At 62.4% G+C, this 20,981-nt stretch carries 18 protein-coding genes; 16 read left to right on the top strand and 2 right to left on the bottom strand.

Going from position 1 to position 20,981, the window contains the following annotated elements; genetic code table 11:
- From lspA to IP85_RS08030, 3 genes are all read left to right on the top strand, one after another.
- Window positions 1-492 carry a signal peptidase II gene (lspA, locus tag IP85_RS08045; protein ID WP_054149153.1) on the top strand — a complete coding sequence of 164 codons (492 nt, stop codon included), beginning with the start codon at window positions 1-3 and terminating at the stop codon, window positions 490-492.
- An 86-nt stretch (window positions 493-578) separates the two neighbouring features.
- Window positions 579-1,460 carry a GNAT family N-acetyltransferase gene (locus tag IP85_RS08040; RefSeq protein ID WP_054149152.1) on the top strand — a complete coding sequence of 294 codons (882 nt, stop codon included), beginning with the start codon at window positions 579-581 and terminating at the stop codon, window positions 1,458-1,460.
- A 448-nt stretch (window positions 1,461-1,908) separates the two neighbouring features.
- A complete protein-coding gene (locus tag IP85_RS08030) occupies window positions 1,909-2,826 on the top strand; it encodes a LysR substrate-binding domain-containing protein (RefSeq protein ID WP_054149150.1) in 918 nt (305 codons plus the stop codon).
- Here IP85_RS08030 and IP85_RS08025 read toward each other — a convergent pair.
- Window positions 2,823-5,108 (bottom strand): NADP-dependent malic enzyme, encoded by a 2,286-nt coding sequence (locus tag IP85_RS08025; RefSeq protein WP_054149173.1) that lies wholly within the window; start codon window positions 5,106-5,108, stop codon window positions 2,823-2,825. The two genes, IP85_RS08030 and IP85_RS08025, sit on opposite strands and share 4 nt — an antisense overlap.
- Before the next feature lie 198 nt (window positions 5,109-5,306).
- Between IP85_RS08025 and mutS the strand changes: the two genes are divergently transcribed.
- From mutS to murJ, 3 genes are all read left to right on the top strand, one after another.
- Complete coding sequence (mutS, locus tag IP85_RS08020) at window positions 5,307-7,958, top strand: DNA mismatch repair protein MutS (RefSeq protein WP_245280833.1); 2,652 nt, start codon at window positions 5,307-5,309, stop codon at window positions 7,956-7,958.
- A gap of 90 nt (window positions 7,959-8,048) precedes the next feature.
- Window positions 8,049-10,874, top strand: coding sequence for a [protein-PII] uridylyltransferase (locus tag IP85_RS08015; protein WP_054149148.1), 2,826 nt, complete (start codon window positions 8,049-8,051; stop codon window positions 10,872-10,874).
- A gap of 3 nt (window positions 10,875-10,877) precedes the next feature.
- Window positions 10,878-12,488, top strand: coding sequence for a murein biosynthesis integral membrane protein MurJ (gene murJ / locus IP85_RS08010; RefSeq protein ID WP_054149147.1), 1,611 nt, complete (start codon window positions 10,878-10,880; stop codon window positions 12,486-12,488).
- Here the strand turns inward: murJ and IP85_RS08005 are convergent.
- Window positions 12,479-12,898, bottom strand: coding sequence for a DUF882 domain-containing protein (locus tag IP85_RS08005; protein ID WP_054149146.1), 420 nt, complete (start codon window positions 12,896-12,898; stop codon window positions 12,479-12,481). The two genes, murJ and IP85_RS08005, sit on opposite strands and share 10 nt — an antisense overlap.
- A 250-nt stretch (window positions 12,899-13,148) precedes the next feature.
- Here IP85_RS08005 and IP85_RS08000 point away from each other — a divergent pair, with 250 nt between their 5' ends.
- The 10 genes from IP85_RS08000 (at window position 13,149) to IP85_RS07955 (ending at window position 20,967) form a co-directional block, all read left to right on the top strand.
- Entirely contained in the window at window positions 13,149-13,577 is a 429-nt protein-coding gene (locus IP85_RS08000) for a VOC family protein (RefSeq protein ID WP_054149145.1), read from the top strand.
- An 80-nt stretch (window positions 13,578-13,657) separates the two neighbouring features.
- Window positions 13,658-14,722 carry a tryptophan--tRNA ligase gene (trpS, locus tag IP85_RS07995; RefSeq protein WP_054149144.1) on the top strand — a complete coding sequence of 355 codons (1,065 nt, stop codon included), beginning with the start codon at window positions 13,658-13,660 and terminating at the stop codon, window positions 14,720-14,722.
- 73 nt (window positions 14,723-14,795) lie between these two features.
- Entirely contained in the window at window positions 14,796-15,287 is a 492-nt protein-coding gene (locus tag IP85_RS07990; RefSeq protein WP_054149143.1) for a universal stress protein, read from the top strand.
- 100 nt (window positions 15,288-15,387) lie between these two features.
- Complete coding sequence (locus tag IP85_RS07985) at window positions 15,388-15,951, top strand: NifU family protein (RefSeq protein WP_054149142.1); 564 nt, start codon at window positions 15,388-15,390, stop codon at window positions 15,949-15,951.
- Window positions 15,952-15,972: 21 nt separating this feature from the next.
- Complete coding sequence (gene tsaB / locus IP85_RS07980; protein WP_054149141.1) at window positions 15,973-16,620, top strand: tRNA (adenosine(37)-N6)-threonylcarbamoyltransferase complex dimerization subunit type 1 TsaB; 648 nt, start codon at window positions 15,973-15,975, stop codon at window positions 16,618-16,620.
- Window position 16,621: 1 nt separating this feature from the next.
- The gene (locus tag IP85_RS07975; protein WP_054149140.1) at window positions 16,622-17,119 is read left to right on the top strand and encodes an N-acetyltransferase; all 498 of its coding nucleotides are present in this window, start codon (window positions 16,622-16,624) and stop codon (window positions 17,117-17,119) included.
- Window positions 17,120-17,163: 44 nt separating this feature from the next.
- A complete protein-coding gene (locus IP85_RS07970; protein ID WP_006728031.1) occupies window positions 17,164-17,592 on the top strand; it encodes a Fur family transcriptional regulator in 429 nt (142 codons plus the stop codon).
- 30 nt (window positions 17,593-17,622) lie between these two features.
- On the top strand, window positions 17,623-18,420 hold the full coding sequence (locus tag IP85_RS07965) for a lysophospholipid acyltransferase family protein (protein WP_156322776.1): 798 nt from the start codon (window positions 17,623-17,625) through the stop codon (window positions 18,418-18,420).
- Window positions 18,421-18,477: 57 nt separating this feature from the next.
- A complete protein-coding gene (miaB, locus tag IP85_RS07960; RefSeq protein WP_054149139.1) occupies window positions 18,478-19,872 on the top strand; it encodes a tRNA (N6-isopentenyl adenosine(37)-C2)-methylthiotransferase MiaB in 1,395 nt (464 codons plus the stop codon).
- Window positions 19,873-19,911: 39 nt separating this feature from the next.
- Window positions 19,912-20,967, top strand: a complete 1,056-nt coding sequence (locus tag IP85_RS07955; RefSeq protein ID WP_054149138.1) for a PhoH family protein — start codon at window positions 19,912-19,914, stop codon at window positions 20,965-20,967.
- The last annotated feature ends 14 nt before the right edge of the window (window positions 20,968-20,981 follow it).

Here is a 20,981-nt window from a genome sequence, read left to right as displayed (position 1 = left end):
ATGCTCGCAGCCTTCAACCGGCCCGGTCCGGTCCTGACCTTCATCGCCTTCGTCCTGATCCTCGACCAGGCCATCAAATATGCGGTGGAAGTCTATCTGCCGATGCATGAGCTGATCCCGGTTTTGCCGTTCTGGGCGCTCTACCGCACCCACAATCTCGGCGTCGCCTTCTCCATGCTGTCGCATCTCGACGGCTGGTTCATCATCGGTCTGCGCCTGGTCATCGTCGGTTTTGTCTTGTGGCTCTGGCGCAAGACGGGCCCCGAACAACATTTCGCCCATCTCGGCTTTGCGATGATCATCGCCGGTGCTCTCGGCAACATCATCGACCGCTTCACCTATGGCTATGTGGTCGATTACATTCTGTTTTACACAGATACCTGGTCCTTCGCGGTCTTCAACCTGGCGGACAGCTTCATCACCATTGGCGCCATCTGCATCGTCGTCGATGAGATCATCCAGCATCGCAAGCCGAAGCCGCCGGAGGCTTGAAAGGCAGCGAAGCTGTTCGAAGTTTTGTCACTTTCCTGTAGCAGTCTCGTGTTTAAAGGCCGTGACTTCAACGCTGGATAGATCCCATGAGCGTGGAACTGATCGAACGAGACCTTCTTTTGGAAAACCCGGCCGGTATGCCGTTGGGACTTCCCGCTTCGCGCGATATCCTGGGCCGAATCGGTAGCCTCGAAACGCGCATCGCCCGCACCGAACGCGAGATCGACGCGGCCCAGGCCGTACGTTATCGCGTGTTTGTCGAGGAGATGAAGGCGCAGGTCTGCGTCGAAGATGCGCGCCGCGGCCGGGAAGTCGACAGCTGGGACAGCCTTTGCGATCATCTTCTGGTCCTCGACCGCTCGATCGATGGCGACGCCGAAGACCAGATTGTCGGCACTTACCGCCTGCTGCGCCATGAAGTGGCGATCGCCCATGGCGGCTTTTATTCCGGCTCCGAATTCGGCGTCAACGCCCTCGTCGCCCGCCATCCGGAAAAGCGTTTCATGGAGCTCGGCCGCTCCTGCGTCCTGCCGCAGTACCGCACAAAGCGCACGGTCGAACTGCTCTGGCAGGGCTGCTGGGCCTATGCCTTGCATAACCGCATCGACGCCATGTTCGGCTGCGGCTCCTTCCCCGGCACGCAGCCGGAGGAGCATGCGCTGGCGCTTTCCTTCCTGCACCAGAACGCCGTCGCCAGGGGCGAGTGGGCCGTTGACGCGCTGCCGCATCTCTACCGCGAGATGGACCTGATGCCGTCGGAAGCCGTGAATGCCCGACGCGCCCTCTTCGCCATGCCGCCGCTGATCAAGGGTTATCTGCGCCTCGGCGCCATGGTCGGCAACGGCGCGGTGGTTGACCAGGCCTTCAACACGACAGACGTCCTGATCATCCTGCCGATCGCCAGCATTTCCGGTCGTTACGTCAACTATTACGGCGCAGACGCCGGCCGCTTCGCCAGCGCCAGCTGATCCTCTTCTCGCCATCGGGGAGAAGGTGGCGCGCAGCGCTCAGGTGCAACTCGTTGCACCTGGGATGAGGGGGCGGCGAAGCCGCATCCCTTCACCATTGGAATCAGCGCGATACACTGCATCCAGCTCGATGCCCGTGGCTGGCGCTTAGACGACAATCTTCGACCACCTCCGCTCGACCTTGCCGTATCTGCACTTCCGCCACCATCGGAAGATCGGCAAGCTCTAGCAGGCTCATCTCCTGTAAAGCCGGATGCCCCAAGGGGTCATGCCGCCAGTCTGCCCTTTCTTTCGCCTTAGCTGTCGCTTGCTTCCAGAAAATCTTGAGCATGACCTTGCCTTCCGCGCGTCTAATGGACGGGAGATCTGATGAAATGATGGCTTATATTCTGCTTGCATCCTGTACATTTCAATTGAGTTTTGCTCCTTGTGATTATAGCTTTTCTATATGAAGAACCTCAATCAGTTGCATCTGAACGGCCTGCGCGCCGTCGAAGCCGTGGGACGTCTCGGCTCACTCCAGGCGGCGGCGGAAGAGCTTGGCGTGTCGATCGGCGCCGTCAGTCAGCAAGTCATCAAGACCGAACAGCAGCTCGGTCGCATGCTTTTCGAGCGCACGAGCCGTGGCATGGTCGCGGTAGAAACGGCGACAGATATGCTGGCACGCCTCTCGGATGGCTTCCGCCACCTCTCGGGCGCCGTGGCCCTCGCCAGACGCAGCGACGACAGCCTGCTGACCATTTCGGTCGCCCCGGTCTTTGCTGCCCGCTGGCTGGTGCATCGCATTCCGGACTTTTCCGAGCGCTTTCCGCAGATCAGTCTCAGAATCGACGCCAATGACCGCCTGACCGATGCCAGCCAGACAGATGTCGATCTCAGAATTCGTGTCGGACGGGGTCACTGGCCGGGCTTCAAGGCCGAACTCATTCTCGAACAGCGGGTGGCCCCGCTCTGCACCCCGGCCATGGCCGAAAAGCTGCGCGAGCCCGCAGATATCCTCGACCTGCCGAAGGTCATCGATGGCAGGGCCATGTTTACCTGGGATGTCTGGCTCTCCGCCGTCGGTCTCGAAGGCGCTGAGATCAAGGCCCGCCACACCTTCAGCGAGGCTTCGCTCTGCCTAGACGCGACAATCGCGGGGCAGGGGGTGATGCTCGCCTGGCAGACCATCGCATCCCACCAGCTACAACACGGCCAGCTCGTCGCGCCCTTTGGTCCGGCGGTCAAAACCGGCTTCGGCCACTACTTCGTCACCGCCGAGAACGCGAGGCGCTCGGAGAAGGTGGAAAAGTTCAAGCGCTGGCTGAAGCGCGAGATCGAGGACGACATGGAGCGGCTTGCAAAAGCCGCTCCGGTCTTCGCTTAACCCGCCGCGTTATAGGCCGCAATCGCTGCCATATTGACGATGTCGCTGTCCTTCGCGCCCATCTGGGCAATCTGCACCGACTTTTCGAGCCCGATCAAGAGCGGCCCCATTACGGTCAAGCCGCCCAGCTCCTGCAGCATTTTAGTCGAGATCGCCGCCGAATGGATCGCCGGCATGACCAGCACATTGGCCGTGCCCGACAGACGGCAGAACGGATACTGCTCCATCCGGTGGCTATTGAGCGCGATATCCGCCCCCATCTCGCCGTCATATTCGAAGGAGACGCCGCGCCGGTCGAGGATCTTCACGGCTTCCCGCACCCGCTCGGAGCGCTCGCCGGTTGGATGGCCGAAGGTGGAATAGGCCAGCAGCGCCACGCGTGGCACAAGCCCCAGCCGATGGGCGACACCCGCCGCCTCTTCGGCGATATCGGCCAGCTCATCCGCCGTCGGCATGTCGTGCACGGCGGTGTCTGCCACGACGATCGTGCGGCCACGCGCCAGAGCCAGCGACACGCCGATTACCCGGTGGCCGGGTGCCGTGTCGATGCAGCGGCGCACGTCTTCAAGCGCGGTGGAATAATTGCGCGTCGTGCCCGTCACCATGGCATCCGCATCGCCCAGCGCCACCATGCAGGCGGCGAAGTGGTTGCGGTCGGTGTTGATCAGCCGCTGCGCATCGCGATGCAGGTAGCCCTTCCGCTGCAGCCGGGCATAGAGATATTCGGTATAGGCCTCGACGCGGGTGGACATGCGGGCGTTGACCACCTCGATGCCTGGACGGTCGAGATCGATGCCGGCCCGCTCGGCGGTCGCCTTCAAGGGCTCGTCGCGGCCCAGCAGGATCGCGGTGCCGAGGCCGAGATTGACGAAGGAGATCGCCGCACGCATGACCTGCTCCTCTTCACCTTCGGCAAAGACGACGCGCTTCGGATGGCTACGCACATGCTCGTAGATGCGCTGCGTCGCGGCAGCGATCGGGTCGCGGCGGGCCGAAAGCTCATGCGCATAGGCGCCGAGATCCTCGATTTCCTTGCGTGCCACGCCGCTTTCCATCGCTGCTTTGGCGACGGCAACCGGGATTGCCGAAATGAGGCGCGGGTCGAAGGGTACGGGGATGATGTATTGCGGCCCGAAGCGCGGCCGCTCGCCCTGATAGGCCGCGGCCACATCGTCAGGCACGTCCTCGCGCGCCAGATCGGCGAGCGCCCGGACGGCGGCGATCTTCATCGCATCGTTTATCTGGCTTGCCCGCACGTCGAGAGCACCCCGGAAGATGTAAGGGAAGCCGAGAACATTGTTCACTTGGTTCGGATAGTCCGAGCGCCCGGTGGCCATGATCGCATCTGAGCGGATCTCGGCCACTTCCTCAGGCGTGATTTCCGGGTCCGGATTGGCCATGGCAAAGATGATCGGATTGTCAGCCATCGAGGCGATCATGTCGGCGGCGAAGGCACCCTTCTGGGAGAGGCCGAACACGACATCAGCACCCACCATGGCTTCCTTCAGCGACCGCCGGTCGGTCTTGACGGCATGGGCCGACTTCCACTGATTCATGCCCTCGGTGCGACCCTGGTAGATCACGCCCTTGGTGTCGCAGAGAATGATGTTCTCGCCGTTGAAGCCCATGGCCTTGATCAGCTCGATGCAGGCAATCGCCGCAGCCCCCGCGCCGTTGCAGACAAGCTTGGTCGTCTTGAAGTCGCGGCCGGTCAGTTCCAGCGCGTTGATCAGGCCGGCAGCCGCGATGATCGCCGTGCCATGCTGATCGTCGTGGAAAACAGGGATGTCCATCAGCTCGCGCAGCCGGCTTTCGATGATGAAACAGTCGGGCGCCTTGATGTCTTCGAGATTGATCCCGCCGAAGGACGGGCCGAGATAACGCACGCAGTTGATGAACTCGTCAACATTCTCGGTGTCCACCTCAAGATCGATCGAATCGACATCGGCAAAGCGCTTGAAGAGAACGGACTTGCCTTCCATCACGGGCTTCGAGGCGAGTGCTCCGAGATTGCCGAGCCCGAGGATCGCCGTGCCGTTCGAGATGACGGCCACCATGTTGCCGCGGGTCGTATAGTCATAGGCGGTGGCAGGATCGGCAGCGATCGCCTTCACGGGAACGGCGACGCCGGGGGAATAGGCAAGCGACAGATCGCGCTGCGTCGCCATTGGCTTGGTCGGGGTAATCTCCAGCTTGCCCGGCCGCCCCTGGGAGTGAAAGTCCAGCGCTTCCTGTTCCGTCACCGAGACTTTCGTCCGGCCGGTCGTCTTCTCATTTGCCATGCTTCCCCTCACCTTGTTGTGGGCAGCGGGCGAACGCCGGCCCATCCTGGTTGTTTTTCCTCGCCTTAAGTCGTTAGTGTTGCACGACTTCCTTTTCAAGAAAACATTGAGCCCGTGACGCTATATCAAGCCACCCAAAGTGATGTCCTGAACGTCGCCGAGCTGACCTCGGAGGAGAGCCGCGCAACGGCCACTCCGATGATGGAGCAATTCATCGAGATCAAGGCCGCCAATCCGGGTAGCCTGCTCTTCTATCGCATGGGCGATTTCTACGAGCTCTTCTTCGAGGACGCGGTCGACGCCTCGCGGGCGCTCGGCATCACGCTGACCAAGCGTGGCCAGCATCTCGGCCAGGATATCCCCATGTGCGGCGTGCCGGTCCATGCTGCCGATGATTACCTGCAGAAACTGATCTCGCTCGGCTTCCGCGTTGCCGTCTGCGAGCAGATCGAGGATCCGGCAGAGGCAAAGAAACGCGGCTCGAAATCCGTGGTGAAGCGTGACGTCGTCCGCCTCGTTACGCCGGGCACGATCACCGAGGATAAACTCCTCTCGCCCTTCGAATCCAACTACCTGATGGCACTCGCCCGCATCCGTGGTGGCTCAGCCCCACAGCTGGCACTCGCCTGGATCGATATTTCCACCGGCATCTTCCGCCTCGCGGAAACCACCGAGACGCGCCTGCTCGCGGACATCCTGCGCATCGAGCCGCGCGAGCTGATCGTGCCCGATACGCTGTTCCACGACGAAGAACTGAAGCCCGCCTTCGACGTGCTCGGTCGTGTCGTCGTGCCCCAGCCCGGCGTGCTCTTCGACAGTGCAAGTGCTGAAGGCCGCATCGCCCGTTACTTTGGCGTCGGAACGCTGGATGGCTTCGGCGCCTTCTCCCGCGCCGAAATCGCAGCGGCCGCCGCCGCCGTCGCCTATGTCGAAAAGACCCAGATCTCCGAGCGCCCGCCGCTCGGTCTGCCCGAACGGCAGAATGCGGCCTCGACCCTCTTCATTGACCCCGCGACCCGCGCCAATCTCGAACTGGTGAAGACGCTGTCCGGCGACCGCAACGGCTCGCTGCTGAAGGCCATCGACCGCACCGTCACCGGTGGCGGTGCGCGCCTGCTGGCAGAGCGCCTGATGTCGCCGCTGACGGACCCGGAAGCGATTGCCGATCGACAGGACTCGATCGCTCATCTCCTGGCCGATGGCCTGCTCGTCGACCGCCTGCGCGATGCCCTGAAGCGCGTGCCAGACATGCCCCGTGCCCTCTCGCGCCTGGCGCTTGATCGCGGCGGCCCGCGCGACCTCGGGGCTATCGTCGCCGGTCTCGCCGCCTCCGCTGAGGTTGGTCGCCTGCTCGATCCGTCGAACCTGCCGACGGAACTGTCCGACGCGCTCGCCGACCTCGCAGCCTTGCCCGCCGATCTTGGCTCCAGCCTGGCCGCGATGCTCGCCGACGAACTGCCGCTTCTGAAGCGCGATGGCGGCTTCCTGCGCGATGGCGCGATCCCGGAGCTTGACGAACTGCGCGCACTACGCGACCAGTCCCGCCGTGTGATCGCCGGCCTGCAGCTGCAATATGCCGAGGAAACCGGCATCAAGTCGCTGAAGATCAAGCACAACAACGTGCTCGGCTATTTTATCGAGGTAACCGCCGGAAATGCCGGTCCGATGACCGATACGGACGAGGCGAAATCCCGCTTCATCCATCGCCAGACCATGGCCAACGCCATGCGCTTTACCACGACCGAGCTTGCCGATCTCGAAAGCCGGATTGCGAACGCCGCCGGACAAGCGCTGTCCCTGGAGCTCGCTGCCTTCGACCAGATGGTAAGCCAGGTCGTCTCAGCCGCGGAACCCATCAAGGCCGCGGCCCGGGCGCTTGCGGTGATCGACGTCGCAGCCGGCCTCGCGGCCTTGGCGGAAGAGCAGGGCTATTGCCGCCCGCTGGTCGATGATAGCAGAATGTTCGCCATCACCGCCGGCCGCCATCCGGTGGTGGAGCAGGCTCTGCGCCGCCAGGCCGCCAGCCCCTTCATCGCCAATGATTGCGATCTCTCGCCCAACGATACCAAGGGCCCCGGCGCCATCTGGCTGCTGACCGGCCCCAACATGGGCGGTAAGTCGACCTTCCTGCGCCAGAACGCGCTGATCGCCATCCTCGCCCAGATGGGCTCCTTCGTGCCCGCCGGTGCGGCGCATATCGGGATCGTCGACCGGCTCTTCTCCCGCGTCGGCGCTTCCGACGATCTGGCGCGTGGCCGCTCCACCTTCATGGTCGAGATGGTCGAAACGGCAGCCATCCTCAATCAGGCCACCGATCGCTCGCTGGTCATCTTGGACGAAATCGGCCGCGGCACCGCGACCTTCGATGGCCTCTCCATCGCCTGGGCCGCCGTCGAGCACCTGCATGAGGCCAACCGCTGCCGCTCGCTCTTTGCCACCCATTTCCACGAGCTGACGGCGCTGTCCGAAAAACTCGCCCGCATGTCGAATGTCACCATGCGGGTCAAGGAATGGGACGGCGACGTCATCTTCCTGCATGAGGTCGGCCCCGGTTCCGCTGATCGCTCCTATGGTATCCAGGTCGCCCGTCTGGCCGGCCTGCCGGCTGCCGTCGTTGCCCGTGCTCGGGAAGTTCTGACCCGCCTGGAAGACAGCGACCGAAAGAACCCGGCCGCCCAGCTGATCGATGACCTGCCGCTTTTTCAGGTCGCCGTGCGCCGCGAGGAGATCCAGAAATCCGGCCCCTCCAAGGTCGAAGAGGCGCTGCGCTCACTCGATCTTGACGACCTCACGCCTCGCCAGGCGCTCGATGCGCTCTATGATCTGAAGAAACAACTTGGCAAGCCTTGACCGGTAGAGTGCCTGTCAATCGCGCCCGAAAAGCGCTATAGCGCCACCGATCCGGTTGATTCCCCGGTCCCAAGAGATGATGCCGCACCCATGGCCACAGCAGAGCTTGCCTTCGACGATCTCCTCGACATCGACACGCTCCGTGCGTCCTGCAAGACCATCGCGGAGGCTGGCTGCGGCAATATGCTGGAGACCCGCGCGAAGCTCCTGCCGATCCTGAAGAAGGCCTCTGCCGAGGCCCGCGAACAGGCGCGGCTGAAGCTTTTCGAAGACGGCAGCGGCATGAACTGCGCCAACCGGATTTCCTGGATCCAGGATCAGCTTATCTCGGTCATCTTCGATTTCGCCCGCACCCATGTCTATCCGAAGGACGCGAACGGTCTGGCCGTCGCCGCCGTCGGCGGTTACGGCCGCGGAACCCTGGCGCCAGGCTCCGACATCGACCTGCTCTTCCTGCTGCCGCCGAAGGCCGGTCCCGCCATGCACAAGGCGGTCGAGTTCGTGCTCTATCTGCTCTGGGATGTTGGCTTCAAGGTCGGCCACGCCACCCGCACGATGGAGGAGTGCATCCGCCTGTCAACCACGGACATGACCATTCGGACCGCGATCCTCGAAACCCGCCATATCTGCGGCGACGAGGCTCTGGTCACCGAGCTCCAGCGCCGCTTCGACCAGGAAGTGACGACCGGTACGGCGCCTGAATTCATCGCCGCCAAGCTTGCCGAACGCGACGAGCGGCACCGCAAGGCCGGCGACAGCCGCTACCTCGTCGAGCCCAATGTCAAGGAAGGCAAGGGGGGCTTGCGCGATCTGCAGACCCTCTTCTGGATCGCCAAATACAATTACCATGTCCGCGACACCGGCGAATTGGTGCGTCTCGGCGTCCTCTCCCGCCACGAGTGGCGCCTTTTCCAGAAAGCCGACGATTTCCTCTGGGCGGTTCGCTGCCACATGCATTATCTGACCGGCAAGCCGGAAGAGCGCCTGTATTTCGATATCCAGCCGGAGATCGCCAAGAGCCTCGGCTATCAGGCGCGCCCGGGCTTGTCCGCCGTCGAGCGCTTCATGAAGCACTACTTCCTCGTGGCAAAAGACGTCGGTGATCTCACCCGCATCTTTGCGGCAGCACTTGAGGATCAGCAGGCCAAGGCCGCCCCCGGTATCGGTGGCATGATCGGCCGTTTTGCCAACCGCCCGCGCAAGATCCCCGGCGCCAGCGAATTCATCGATGATCGCGGCCGCATTGCGCTTGCCGATCCCGGCGTCTTCAAGAAGGACCCGATGTCGATCATGCGCCTCTTCCACGTGGCGGATCTGAACGGGCTCGAATTCCATCCTGATGCCTTGAAGGCCGTCACCCGCTCGCTGTCGCTGATCACCAATGATTTCCGCGAAAGCGAAGAGGCCAACCGCCTGTTTCTCTCGATCCTGACCTCACGCAAGGATCCGGGTTTCATCCTTCGGCGCATGAACGAGGCCGGCGTGCTCGGTCGTTTCATGCCGGAATTCGGTAAGATCGTCTCGATGATGCAGTTCAACATGTATCATCACTATACCGTCGACGAGCATCTGATCCGCACGGTCGAGGTGCTCTCCGAGATCGACAACGGCAAGGCGGAGGAGATACATCCGCTCGCCAACAAGATCATGCCGGAAATCGAGGATCGCCAGACGCTTTATGTCGCGATCCTCCTGCACGATATCGCCAAAGGCCGCCAGGAGGATCACTCCGTCGCCGGCGCCAAGGTCGCCCGCAAGCTCTGCCCGCGTCTCGGCCTCTCGCCCAAGCAGACCGAAATGGTCGCCTGGCTGATCGACCAGCATCTGCTGATGTCGATGGTGGCTCAGACGCGCGACCTGCACGACCGCAAGACCATCACCGACTTCGCCGAAAAGGTGCAGTCTCTCGACCGGCTGAAGATGCTGTTGGTTCTGACCATCTGCGATATCAGGGCCGTTGGCCCGGGTGTCTGGAATGGCTGGAAGGGCCAGCTTTTGCGCACGCTCTATTACGAGACCGAACTGCTGCTGTCAGGCGGCTTCTCCCAGGTCTCGCGCAAGGAACGCGCCAAGCATGCCGCCGAGCAGCTCAGCCAGGCGCTCGAAGGCTGGAGCCAGAAGGACCAGCGCACCTATACCAAGCTGCACTACGAGCCCTACCTGCTCTCGGTCGATCTCGAAGACCAGGTCCGCCACGCCCACTTCATCCGTCAGACCGACAAGTCGGGCCAGGCGCTGGCGACCATGGTGCGCACTCACCAGTTCCACGCGATCACCGAGATCACGGTGCTCTCGCCCGACCATCCACGTCTCCTTTCGATCATCGCCGGCGCTTGTGCGGCGGCCGGCGCCAACATCGCCGATGCCCAGATCTTCACGACCTCGGACGGCCGGGCCCTCGATACGATCCTGATCAACCGGGAGTTCCCGATCGACGAGGACGAAACCCGCCGCGCGGCCACCATCGGGAAGATGATCGAGGACGTGCTGTCGGGCCGTAAGCGCCTGCCAGAGGTCATTGCCACGCGCACAAAGGGCAAGAAGCGCAACAAGACCTTTCCGGTTCAGCCGGATGTCCGCATCTCCAATGCGCTGTCCAACAAGTTCACGGTTATCGAGGTGGAATGCCTCGACCGCATCGGTCTCCTTGCCGAGATCACCGCCGTGCTGTCGGACCTGTCGCTGGACATTCATTCGGCACGGATCACCACCTTCGGGGAAAAGGTCATCGATACCTTCTATGTCACCGACCTCGTCGGACAGAAGGTGACCAACGAGAACCGGCAGGCCAATATTGCCAATCGCCTGAAGCCGGTGATGACCGAACAGCCGGACGAGCTCAAGGACAACATGCCCTCGGGCATCATCGCCCAGCCACACCGCGCAGCGCCGGCGCCGAAAAAGGCACGGGCCTGAGGAATGAGCCTCGTCAAGAAATTCATGACGGTCGGTGGGGCGACGCTCGGCAGCCGCATCTTCGGCTTCGCCCGCGAAACCCTGATGGCCGCGGCACTCGGCACAGGCCCGGTCGCCGACGTCTTCTATGCCGCCTTCCGCTTCCCCAATCTCTTCCGCCGCCTCTTCGCCGAGGGCGCTTTCAACGCTGCCTTCGTTCCGCTCTTCGCCAAGGAGATCGAGGCGAATGGCATTGATGGCGCCAAGCGATTTTCCGAAGAGGTTTTCGGAGTTCTCTTTTCGGTTCTCTTGATCCTGACCATCGGCATGCAGCTGTCCATGCCGCTGCTGGTCCAGTGGATCATCGCGCCGGGCTTTGCCGACGATCCGGAAAAGTTCAACCTGACGGTCCGCCTCGCGATCGTCATGTTTCCCTACCTGATGTGCATGTCATTGACGGCCATGCTGAGCGGCATGCTAAACTCGTTGCATCATTTCTTTGCAGCCGCCATCGCGCCCGTATTTCTCAATGTGCTGATGATCGGTGCGCTTGGCTGGGCTCTGTGGACGGGCGCTGATCCCGCTGCGACCGCCTGGGCATTGTCCTGGTCCGTGCTGGGGGCAGGCCTCTTGCAGATGGCCGTGGTCTATCTTGGCGTGCGCCATGCCGGCATCCGCATCGGCTTCAAACGTCCGCGTTTTACCCCCAACGTCAAGCGCCTGCTGGTGCTCGCCGTGCCGGCCGCCATCACCGGCGGCATCACCCAGATCAACCAGCTCATCGGCCAGGCGATTGCCTCGACGAAAGAGGGGGCAATCTCCGCCCTGCAATATGCCGACCGCATCTATCAGCTGCCGCTCGGCGTCGTAGGGGTCGCCGTCGGCGTCGTCCTCCTGCCGGAACTCGCGCGTGCGTTGAAGGGCGGTCACATGAACGAGGCGAAGGGGCTGCAGAACCGCTCGATCGAGTTCGTTCTCTTCCTGACGCTGCCGGCCGCTGCCGCAATCTGGGTGCTGTCCGATGAAATCATCCGGGTGCTTTACGAGCGTGGCGCCTTCTCCGAACAGAACACTGCCGTCGTCGCCTCGATCCTTGCGATCTACGGTATAGGCCTGCCGGGCTTCGTGCTGATCAAGGCGCTTCAGCCGGGTTACTACGCCCGCGAAGACACCAAGACGCCGATGCGTTTCACCATAGTGTCGGTCGCGCTCAACACGGGGCTTGCCATCACGCTCTTCCCGATCTTCGAGGAGAGCGGCATTGCGATGGCCGAGGCTGCCGCCGGCTGGACCAACACCATCCTGTTGTTTTCGGTGCTGCTGTGGCGGGGCCACCTCGTTTTCGAGTGGTCACTGCTCACGCGCACCCTACGTCTGGTGATCGCCTCCGCCATCATGGCCGGCCTGCTCGTTTACCTCTCCGATCGTTGGGCTGCCTGGCTTTCACCATCAAGCCCGCTCTTCGATCAGTTGCTGGCGCTGGGAGGGCTGATCGCAATCGCCATGCCGGTCTATTTCGGCATCGCCTTCCTGATCGGCGGCGCGGACTGGCGCCTAGTCCGTCGCAGCCTCCAGCGCAGGAAGAAAACGGCTGACGAGGCCGCAACGACCTCACCCGACCCGGGTCAGCAGTAAGTCCAGGTCCGCTTCGGTCCGATATCGACATGCACGATGCCGTTGCAGTAGCGCCCGATGCCGCCGATGCCGGGCGCGCTGCGGGCGGCGGCCACGATCTTCTTCTCGGGCACGCCGGGCACGCGAATGTCCGCTGCAAAGCAATGGCTGTGCTGCGAGCGGCCGGAGCGCGGGCGATGCCCTGAGGTTACGACCGGCTTCTTGCCGGTCTTCTTGGCGATATGGGCCAGGATCGCCTTCAATTCGTCGGGAAAGCAGTTGGCTTTGACGCTGACCCGCTGCAGCGTGTAGGCGACAGCAGTGTCGTGCTTCATGAAAAAGTGTCGCTTCTTCTTCTCCACGGCCTCGACGGGGGAGAGGAGACAGAGCGAAAGAACGCAGCCGAGCGCGACGCGAAACAAAGTGCGCATGAGTGACCTTCTGGAATGGGATTGTTCTTTGGAGCGATCCAGATCGCTTTCGGCGGGTTTTTATTCCCCGAAATGTGTCAAATTTGGTGCGCTTTGCTCGTTTCTGCTTTTCGAGCCCACGTCAGCTCGCGAATCGCGGTCTTGTCACGTCGCGAATTCATTCCCTAAACCCCTCGATTCCGGGAGGAAATTTCCCTATGCGTGACATCGAGGGCGTCTTGATCACACATCAAACCGAAAGTGCGATTTCATGAGCGGAAACAGCCTCTTTCTCGTCAGTCTGGTCGTGGACACCTATGATCGGGCCAAGGCCTTCTATTGCGATGCCCTCGGCTTCGAGTGCCTTGAGGACACCCAAATGCCGGACGGCAAACGCTGGCTGGTGGTCCGTCCAGTCGGTGCCGAAGGCGCTTCGCTTCTGCTCGCCGAGGCGTCGAACGATGCTCAGCGTGCCGCGATCGGCAACCAGACCGGTGGCCGCGTCGGCTTCTTTCTGAAAACGGATGATTTCGCCCGCGACCAGGCACGCTTCGTGAAGGCGGGTGTCGTCTTCCAGGAGGCGCCGCGCCATGAAGTCTATGGAACCGTCGCCGTCTTCCAGGATCTCTACGGCAATCTCTGGGACCTGATCGAGCCGGCGCCAGCCGACCCCTCGGTCTCCGCCAAAGTGACCGCTTGATTGCGCCCCGCTCGCCGTGCATAAGCCCTGACCGACGCGATCAGAAGATCGGGCCCTCCACCAGCCTGTTGAGGATTATTATGACTGAGTTCAAGCCGCTGGTTTTCTCCGGCGTTCAGCCGACCGGCAATCTCCATCTCGGAAACTACCTCGGTGCCATCAGAAAGTTCGTCGCGCTCCAGGAAAACAACGACTGCATCTACTGCGTCGTCGACCTGCATGCGCTGACGGCCCAGCTCGTCCACGAGGACATGGCGACCCAGATCCGCTCGATCACCGCGGCTTTCCTCGCCGCCGGCATCGACCCGAAGAAGCACATCGTCTTCAACCAGTCCCAGGTGCCGCAGCACGCGGAACTGGCCTGGATCTTCAACTGCGTCGCCCGCATCGGCTGGATGAACCGGATGACCCAGTTCAAGGACAAGGCCGGCAAGGACCGCGAGCAGGCCTCGCTCGGCCTCTATGCCTATCCGAGCCTGATGGCCGCAGACATCCTCGTCTACCGCGCGACCCATGTGCCTGTTGGTGAAGACCAGAAGCAGCATCTGGAGCTCGCCCGCGACATCGCCATGAAGTTCAACCTGGACTTCCATGACAAGATCAAGCCGACGGGCCTCGGCATCGACATCAAGGTCGGCGAAGAGCCGGTGCATGCCTATTTCCCGATGGTGGAGCCGTTGATCGATGGCCCGGCGCCCCGCGTCATGAGCCTCAAGGACGGCACCAAGAAGATGTCGAAGTCGGATCCATCAGACCTTTCGCGCATCAACCTGATGGACGATCAGGACGCCATCTCGAAGAAGATCCGCAAGGCGAAGACCGACCCGGATGCCTTGCCGAGCGAAGTCGATGGCCTCAAGGGTCGCCCTGAAGCCGACAACCTCGTCGGCATCTTCGCAGCGCTCGCGGACCGCTCCAAAGCGGATGTTCTTTCGGAGTTCGGCGGCCAGCAGTTCTCCGTCTTCAAGCCGGCACTGATCGATCTGGCGGTCGCGGCACTGGGCCCGATCAATGCCGAGATGCGTCGTCTCATGGAAGACCCCGGTCACATTGATGCGGTCCTCCGGGACGGCGGCGAGCGTGCCCGCACCCGCGCCGAAAAGACCATGAACGAAGTCCGCGACATCATCGGCTTCGTGCGATAAGGTCTCGGTCGCTGGCGGGTACGCCCGGAGCCCGCCAGCGTCACATGTTATCAGTCCGGCGGCGGGGTTCTCTATGGTTTCAACGCGTCTGTCACGTCTTGAAGGTCACCGCCGCAAGTTCATGGCGGTGATCGACAACACCCCGGAATGCTCGCGTGCGGTCCATTATGCCGGCCGCCGCGCCAAGAATTCCAATGGCGGACTGGTGCTGATCTATGTGATCCCGGAAGGTGATTTCCAGCAATGGCTGGGTGTCGAGGAGATCATGCGGGCAGAAGCCCGGGAAGAGGCCGAAGCCATCATGGCCAAGGCTGCCCAGACGGTACGCGATACCATCGGCATCGAGCCTGAGCTGATCATCCGCGAGGGAAGCGCCTATCCCGAGATCAATAGTCTGATCGAAGAAGACCGCGACATCGCGATCCTCGTTCTGGCCGCAGGCTCGACCAAGGACGGTCCGGGCCCTCTGGTCTCGATGATCGCCGGTCGGGCTGCCGCTTTCCCTATCCCGGTCACGGTCCTGCCGGATACGCTGACCAATGAAGAAATCGACGCGCTTTGCTAATTTGAGCATCCTGCCGATCACGTCTTGAAGATGGAGCCTGCAGGGTCTATTTTTGAAACATTCTAATCTTTAGCGGTGCACTCACCGCCCGGAGGCCAACATGTTCATCCAGACCGAAGCCACGCCGAACCCGGCGACCCTGAAATTCCTCCCCGGCAAGGTGGTCATGGAAACCGGCACCGCCGAATTCCGCGATGCCACCAGCGCGAGCGCTTCTCCGCTTGCGGCACGCATCTTCGCGATCCCGGGCGTTACCGGCGTCTTCTTTGGCTACGATTTCGTCACTGTCTCCAAGGACGGCCCCGAATGGCATCACCTGAAGCCGGCGATCCTCGGCACGATCATGGAGCATTTCATGAGCGGTGCCCCGGTCATGGGCACGGCCTCGACCTCAGCACAGAACGACAGCGATGAGGAATTCTTCGATGCCGGCGACGAGACGATCGTCGCGACCATCAAGGAACTGCTCGAGACCCGCGTCCGCCCCGCCGTCGCCCAGGATGGCGGCGACATCACCTTCCGCGGTTTCAAGGACGGCAAGGTCTTCCTCAACATGAAGGGTTCCTGCGCTGGCTGCCCGTCCTCGACGGCAACCCTGAAGCATGGCGTGCAGAACCTGCTGCGCCACTTCGTTCCGGAAGTGCAGGAAGTCGAAGCGGTCTGATTTGACCGGACTGGAGACGACATGATCGTTCTTGCGATCGACACGGCGGGTGTGGACTGCGCAGCCGCCGTTTTTGATTCTGATGCCGGCACCATTCTCGGTCGCGTTAGCGAAACAATCGGCCGTGGCCATGCCGAACGGCTAATGGCGATGATCGACGAGGCGCTCGCCGAAGCCGGGCTGACGCTCGGCGATATCGAGCGCATTGGCGTGACCGTCGGACCCGGCTCTTTCACCGGCATCCGTGTCGGTGTTGCCGCAGCCCGTGGCCTGGCTCTCGCGCTCGGCGTGGAATGCGTCGGCGTCTCGACACTCGAAGTGCTGGCGCAGACCGCATCCGAACCGGAAAAGCCCGTGCTGGCCGCGATCAACGCCCATCGCGATCAGGTATATGCCCAGAGCTTCGAACACGGTGCGCCGCAGGGTGAGCCACTGCTGCTGGAGCTCGACGACTATCTCGCCCGAGCTGCCATTCCGGGCACGGTGCTCGTCGGTTCGGCCTCGGCTCTCGCCGCCGACCACGAGGCTGAAACCGCCCCCGATCACTATCCGATCGAGATCGTCGCGCGCATTTCAGCAACGGCGAAAGCTCAGGGCAAGCCGAAGCCGCTTTATCTGCGCGGACCGGATGCGAAACCGCAGACGGGATTTGCCGTATCGAGAGCCTGACATGCGCGACAGCCTGTTCTACCGCCAGCCCGAATTCGAAATCGTGCCCATGACCTCCGAACACTGCCGTGCAGTGGCCGAGTTGCATGCCCAGCGCTTCCCCCGCGCCTGGGGCGATGGCGAGTTCCTCAGCCTGCTCCTCCAGCCCAACAGCTTCGGCTTTGCTGCCTGGCAGACCAATACGCTGGTCTTCAAGGCGCCGTTGGCCGGCTTTGTCCTCTCCCGCGAAGTGGCCGGCGAGGCGGAGATCCTGACGATTGCCGTCGGCGACAAGGTCGCCCGCTTCGGCCTCGGCTGGCGCCTCATGCAGGCGGCTCTGCGCGAGGCGAAGGCGAGGGGCGGTGAATCCATGTTCCTCGAGGTCGATGACGGCAACCACGCAGCCCTTGGCCTCTACCGCAAGCTCGGCTTCGAGAAGGCCGGCGAGCGTCCGGCCTATTACACCGACGAAAACGGCCGCCGGTCCTCTGCGCTTGTCATGCGCCGTGATCTTCGCTAACCGGTCGGTTGGACGAACCGACCTTCTGCGGATATGCTGACACCATGAATGACGCCCTGAAATCGTTGGAAGCGCTGTGTGCCGAGCGGGGCATGCGCATGACCGAGCAGCGCCGCGTCATCGCTCGCATCCTCGAAGAATCCGACGATCACCCGGATGTCGAGGAGCTCTATCGTCGCTCCTCCAAGATCGACGCCAAAATCTCGATCTCGACGGTCTACCGCACCGTCAAACTCTTCGAAGACGCCGGCATCATCGAGCGGCACGATTTCCGCGATGGACGCTCGCGCTACGAGACTGTGCCGGAAGAACACCACGATCACCTGATCGACCTGAAGACCGGGACCGTCGTCGAATTCCACTCTCCGGAAATCGAAGCGCTCCAGGAGCGCATTGCCCGCGAACACGGCTTCCGCCTCGTCGGTCACCGTCTTGAGCTCTATGGCATTCCGCTGTCGAAAGACGAGAAGTGAGCCAATGCCCGCCATGCCAGTGAGGCCCGCGTGATCAACTGGCTGAGGGTCGGGCTCTATCTGATCGTACTGCTCGTGGTCTCTGGCCTGCTGATCCCGGTCCAGCTTTTGGCACTGCGCTTCGACTGGCCGCTTCGCCGGCGTTTGCCGCACCACTGGCATCGTCTGGCCCTCTGGTTCCTCGGCATCCGCGTCCATGTCCACGGCGCGCTCGACACCCGCCGTCCGCTGATGATCGCCGCCAATCACGCCTCCTGGAAAGATATTCTCGTCCTCGGTTCCCTCGCCGACGTCACCTTCATCGCCAAGACCGAGGTCGCTTCCTGGCCCGTCTTCGGCTTCCTGGCAAGGTTGCAGAAAACTATCTTCGTCGTGCGGGAAGAAAAGCGCCGAACCGGTGACCAGGTCAACGAGATCGCGGCCCGCATGGCCGATGGCGAAATCGTCGTGCTCTTCCCGGAAGGTACGACCTCCGATGGCAATCGTATTCTTGGCATTAAGTCCTCGCTCTTTGGGGCGGCCGCAGCCGCCCTGCCACCCGAAGACGACGCGGTGGTACATGTCCAGCCGGTCGCGATCGCCTATACCCGCGTTCAGGGCATGCCCATGGGCCGCTATCATCGGCCGATCGCTGGCTGGCCAGGCGACATCGGCCTGGTGGAGCATCTGCTCGGCGTCCTGCGTGCAGGGGCCATCGATGTCGATGTCACCTTTGGAGAGACGGTGGAGTTCAAAAAGGGCGACAGCCGCAAGACTCTTGCCACCCATATTGAGGAGCAGTTGCGCTCGATGCTGCTCGCCCATCTGCGCGGCCGTCACGGTCGCTGAGCCCTACAGACAATTTTTCGGTTTAATCGCGGCCCGAAAACCACTAAATAGCGCGCCATGACCCAGGAAACCGCGACCCTCTCCGAAACCCCGGCGCCGGCCGCCAACACGCGCAAGGTCTTCATCAAGACCTATGGCTGCCAGATGAACGTCTATGACAGCGGCCGCATGGCCGATGCCCTGGCGGCGGATGGCTATTCCCCGACCGAGGTCATGGAAGAGGCCGATCTCGTCCTCTTGAACACTTGCCATATCCGTGAGAAGGCCGCCGAAAAGGTCTATTCGGCGCTCGGCCGCTTGCGTGAGCACAAGAAGGTGCGTGCGGCGGAAGGCAAGGAATTCATGATCGGCGTCGCCGGCTGTGTGGCACAGGCCGAGGGCGAGGAGATTTCCCGTCGAGAGCCGGCCGTTGACGTCGTCATTGGCCCGCAGACCTATCACCGTCTGCCGCAGGCGCTGCACAAGGCCCGCGCCGGCGAGCGCGTGGTCGATACCGAATATGCGCTGGAAGACAAGTTCGAGCATCTGCCGGACCCGACCAAGGTCGTTGGCAAGCCGCGCTCGGTCACGGCATTCCTCACCGTTCAGGAAGGCTGCGACAAGTTCTGCACCTTCTGCGTCGTGCCCTATACCCGTGGCTCGGAAGTCTCCCGCCCGCTCTCCCAATTGCTGACCGAAGCCCGTCGCCTCGTCGATTCAGGCGTGCGCGAACTGACACTGCTCGGCCAGAACGTCAATGCCTGGCATGGCGAGGATGGAGAGGGCAGGGCGATCGGTCTCGGTGACCTCCTCTACAAGCTGGCGGAAATCCCCGGTCTCGCCCGTTTGCGCTACACCACCAGCCACCCGCGCGACATGGATGACCGTCTGATCGAGGCACATCGCGACCTGCGCATGCTGATGCCCTATCTGCATCTGCCGGTGCAGTCCGGCTCCGACCGGATCCTCAAGGCCATGAACCGGCGCCACAAGGCCTCCGAATACGTCGTCCTGATTGAGCGCATCCGCTCTGTCCGTCCAGACATCGCGCTTTCGGGCGATTTCATCGTCGGTTTCCCGGGCGAGACGGATCAGGACTTCGAGGACACAATGAATCTCGTTCGCGAAGTGAACTACGCGCAGGCTTATTCGTTCAAGTATTCGACACGTCCCGGCACACCCGGCGCCGACCTGCCCGATCACGTGGCCGAGGATGTGAAGACGGAACGCCTGGCACGGCTGCAGGCGTTGCTGCTCGACCAGCAGCAAGCCTTCATGCAGTCGATGATCGGCAAGACCATCGATCTGCTTCTGGAGAAGCCGGGCCGTATGCCGGGACAGCTCATCGGCCGTTCGCCCTGGCTGCAGTCTGTGAATGTTGATGCAAAGTCATCGCAAATCGGTGACATTATACAGGTACGAATCACCGCAGCCGGCCCAAACAGCTTGTTTGCCGAGGTGGCAGAGGGTTAGAGTGAGGGCCTGAACCTGATCGAACAGGAGCCTGATCGCTTGAACGCAACAGAAGTGGTTTCTTCACCCTCGCGCAATGTCCGCACAACTGCGACCGACGCCAATCACTTCATCTTGACGTTCGAGAACAACCGGCTTGCGAGCGAGCTCTTCGGTCAATTCGACCAACATCTGAAACTTCTCGAGCAGCGCCTTCAGATCGAAGCCCGCGCCCGTGGCAATTCTGTCGCCATCACGGGCGAGTTGCAGGCCACCAACCAGGCCCGACGCGCACTCGATTTCCTCTATGCCCGCCTGCAGAGCGGCGTCTCGGTCGACGCTTCGGATGTCGAAGGGGCAATCCGCATGGCGGTGGCCGCCGACGATCAGCTTTCTCTTCCGACGATGGAGCGCAAAGCCAAGCTCTCGATGGCGCAGATCTCCACGCGCAAGAAGACGATTGCCGCCCGTACCCCGACCCAGGACGCCTACATGCGCGCGCTCGAACGATCGGAAATGGTCTTCGGCGTTGGTCCTGCCGGCACCGGCAAGACCTATCTCGCCGTTGCCCATGCGGCCCAGTTGCTGGAGCGCGGCGTTGTCGATCGCATTGTCCTGACCCGTCCGGCCGTCGAAGCTGGCGAGCGTCTCGGCTTCCTGCCCGGCGACATGAAGGAAAAGGTCGATCCGTATCTACGCCCGCTCTATGACGCGCTCTACGACATGATCCCCGGCGACAAGGTCGAGCGCGCCATCACCGCTGGCGTCATTGAAATTGCCCCGCTCGCCTTCATGCGCGGACGGACGCTGGCCAATGCCGCGATCATCCTCGACGAGGCGCAGAACACCACCTCGATGCAGATGAAGATGTTCCTCACCCGTCTCGGCGAGAACGGCCGCATGATCATCACCGGCGACCCGAGCCAGGTCGATCTGCCGCGCGGCGTGACGTCAGGTCTCGTCGAGGCCTTGCAGGTGCTGAAGGGCGTGGAGGGCGTATCGGTGGTCCGCTTCAAGGATACGGATGTGGTGCGCCACCCGCTTGTCGGCCGCATCGTGCAGGCCTATGACGCCAAGTACAAGGTACAGGACGAGAGCGAGCAGAGCGAGCACTAAGCCCGCTCTGCGAT

The sequence above is a fragment of the Rhizobium sp. AAP116 genome (assembly GCF_001295785.1).
In the GTDB taxonomy this organism is placed as follows: Bacteria; Pseudomonadota; Alphaproteobacteria; order Rhizobiales; family Rhizobiaceae; genus Allorhizobium.
The sequence above is the reverse complement of the archived record's forward strand: the minus strand, read 5'-3'. Positions and strand labels throughout refer to the sequence as shown.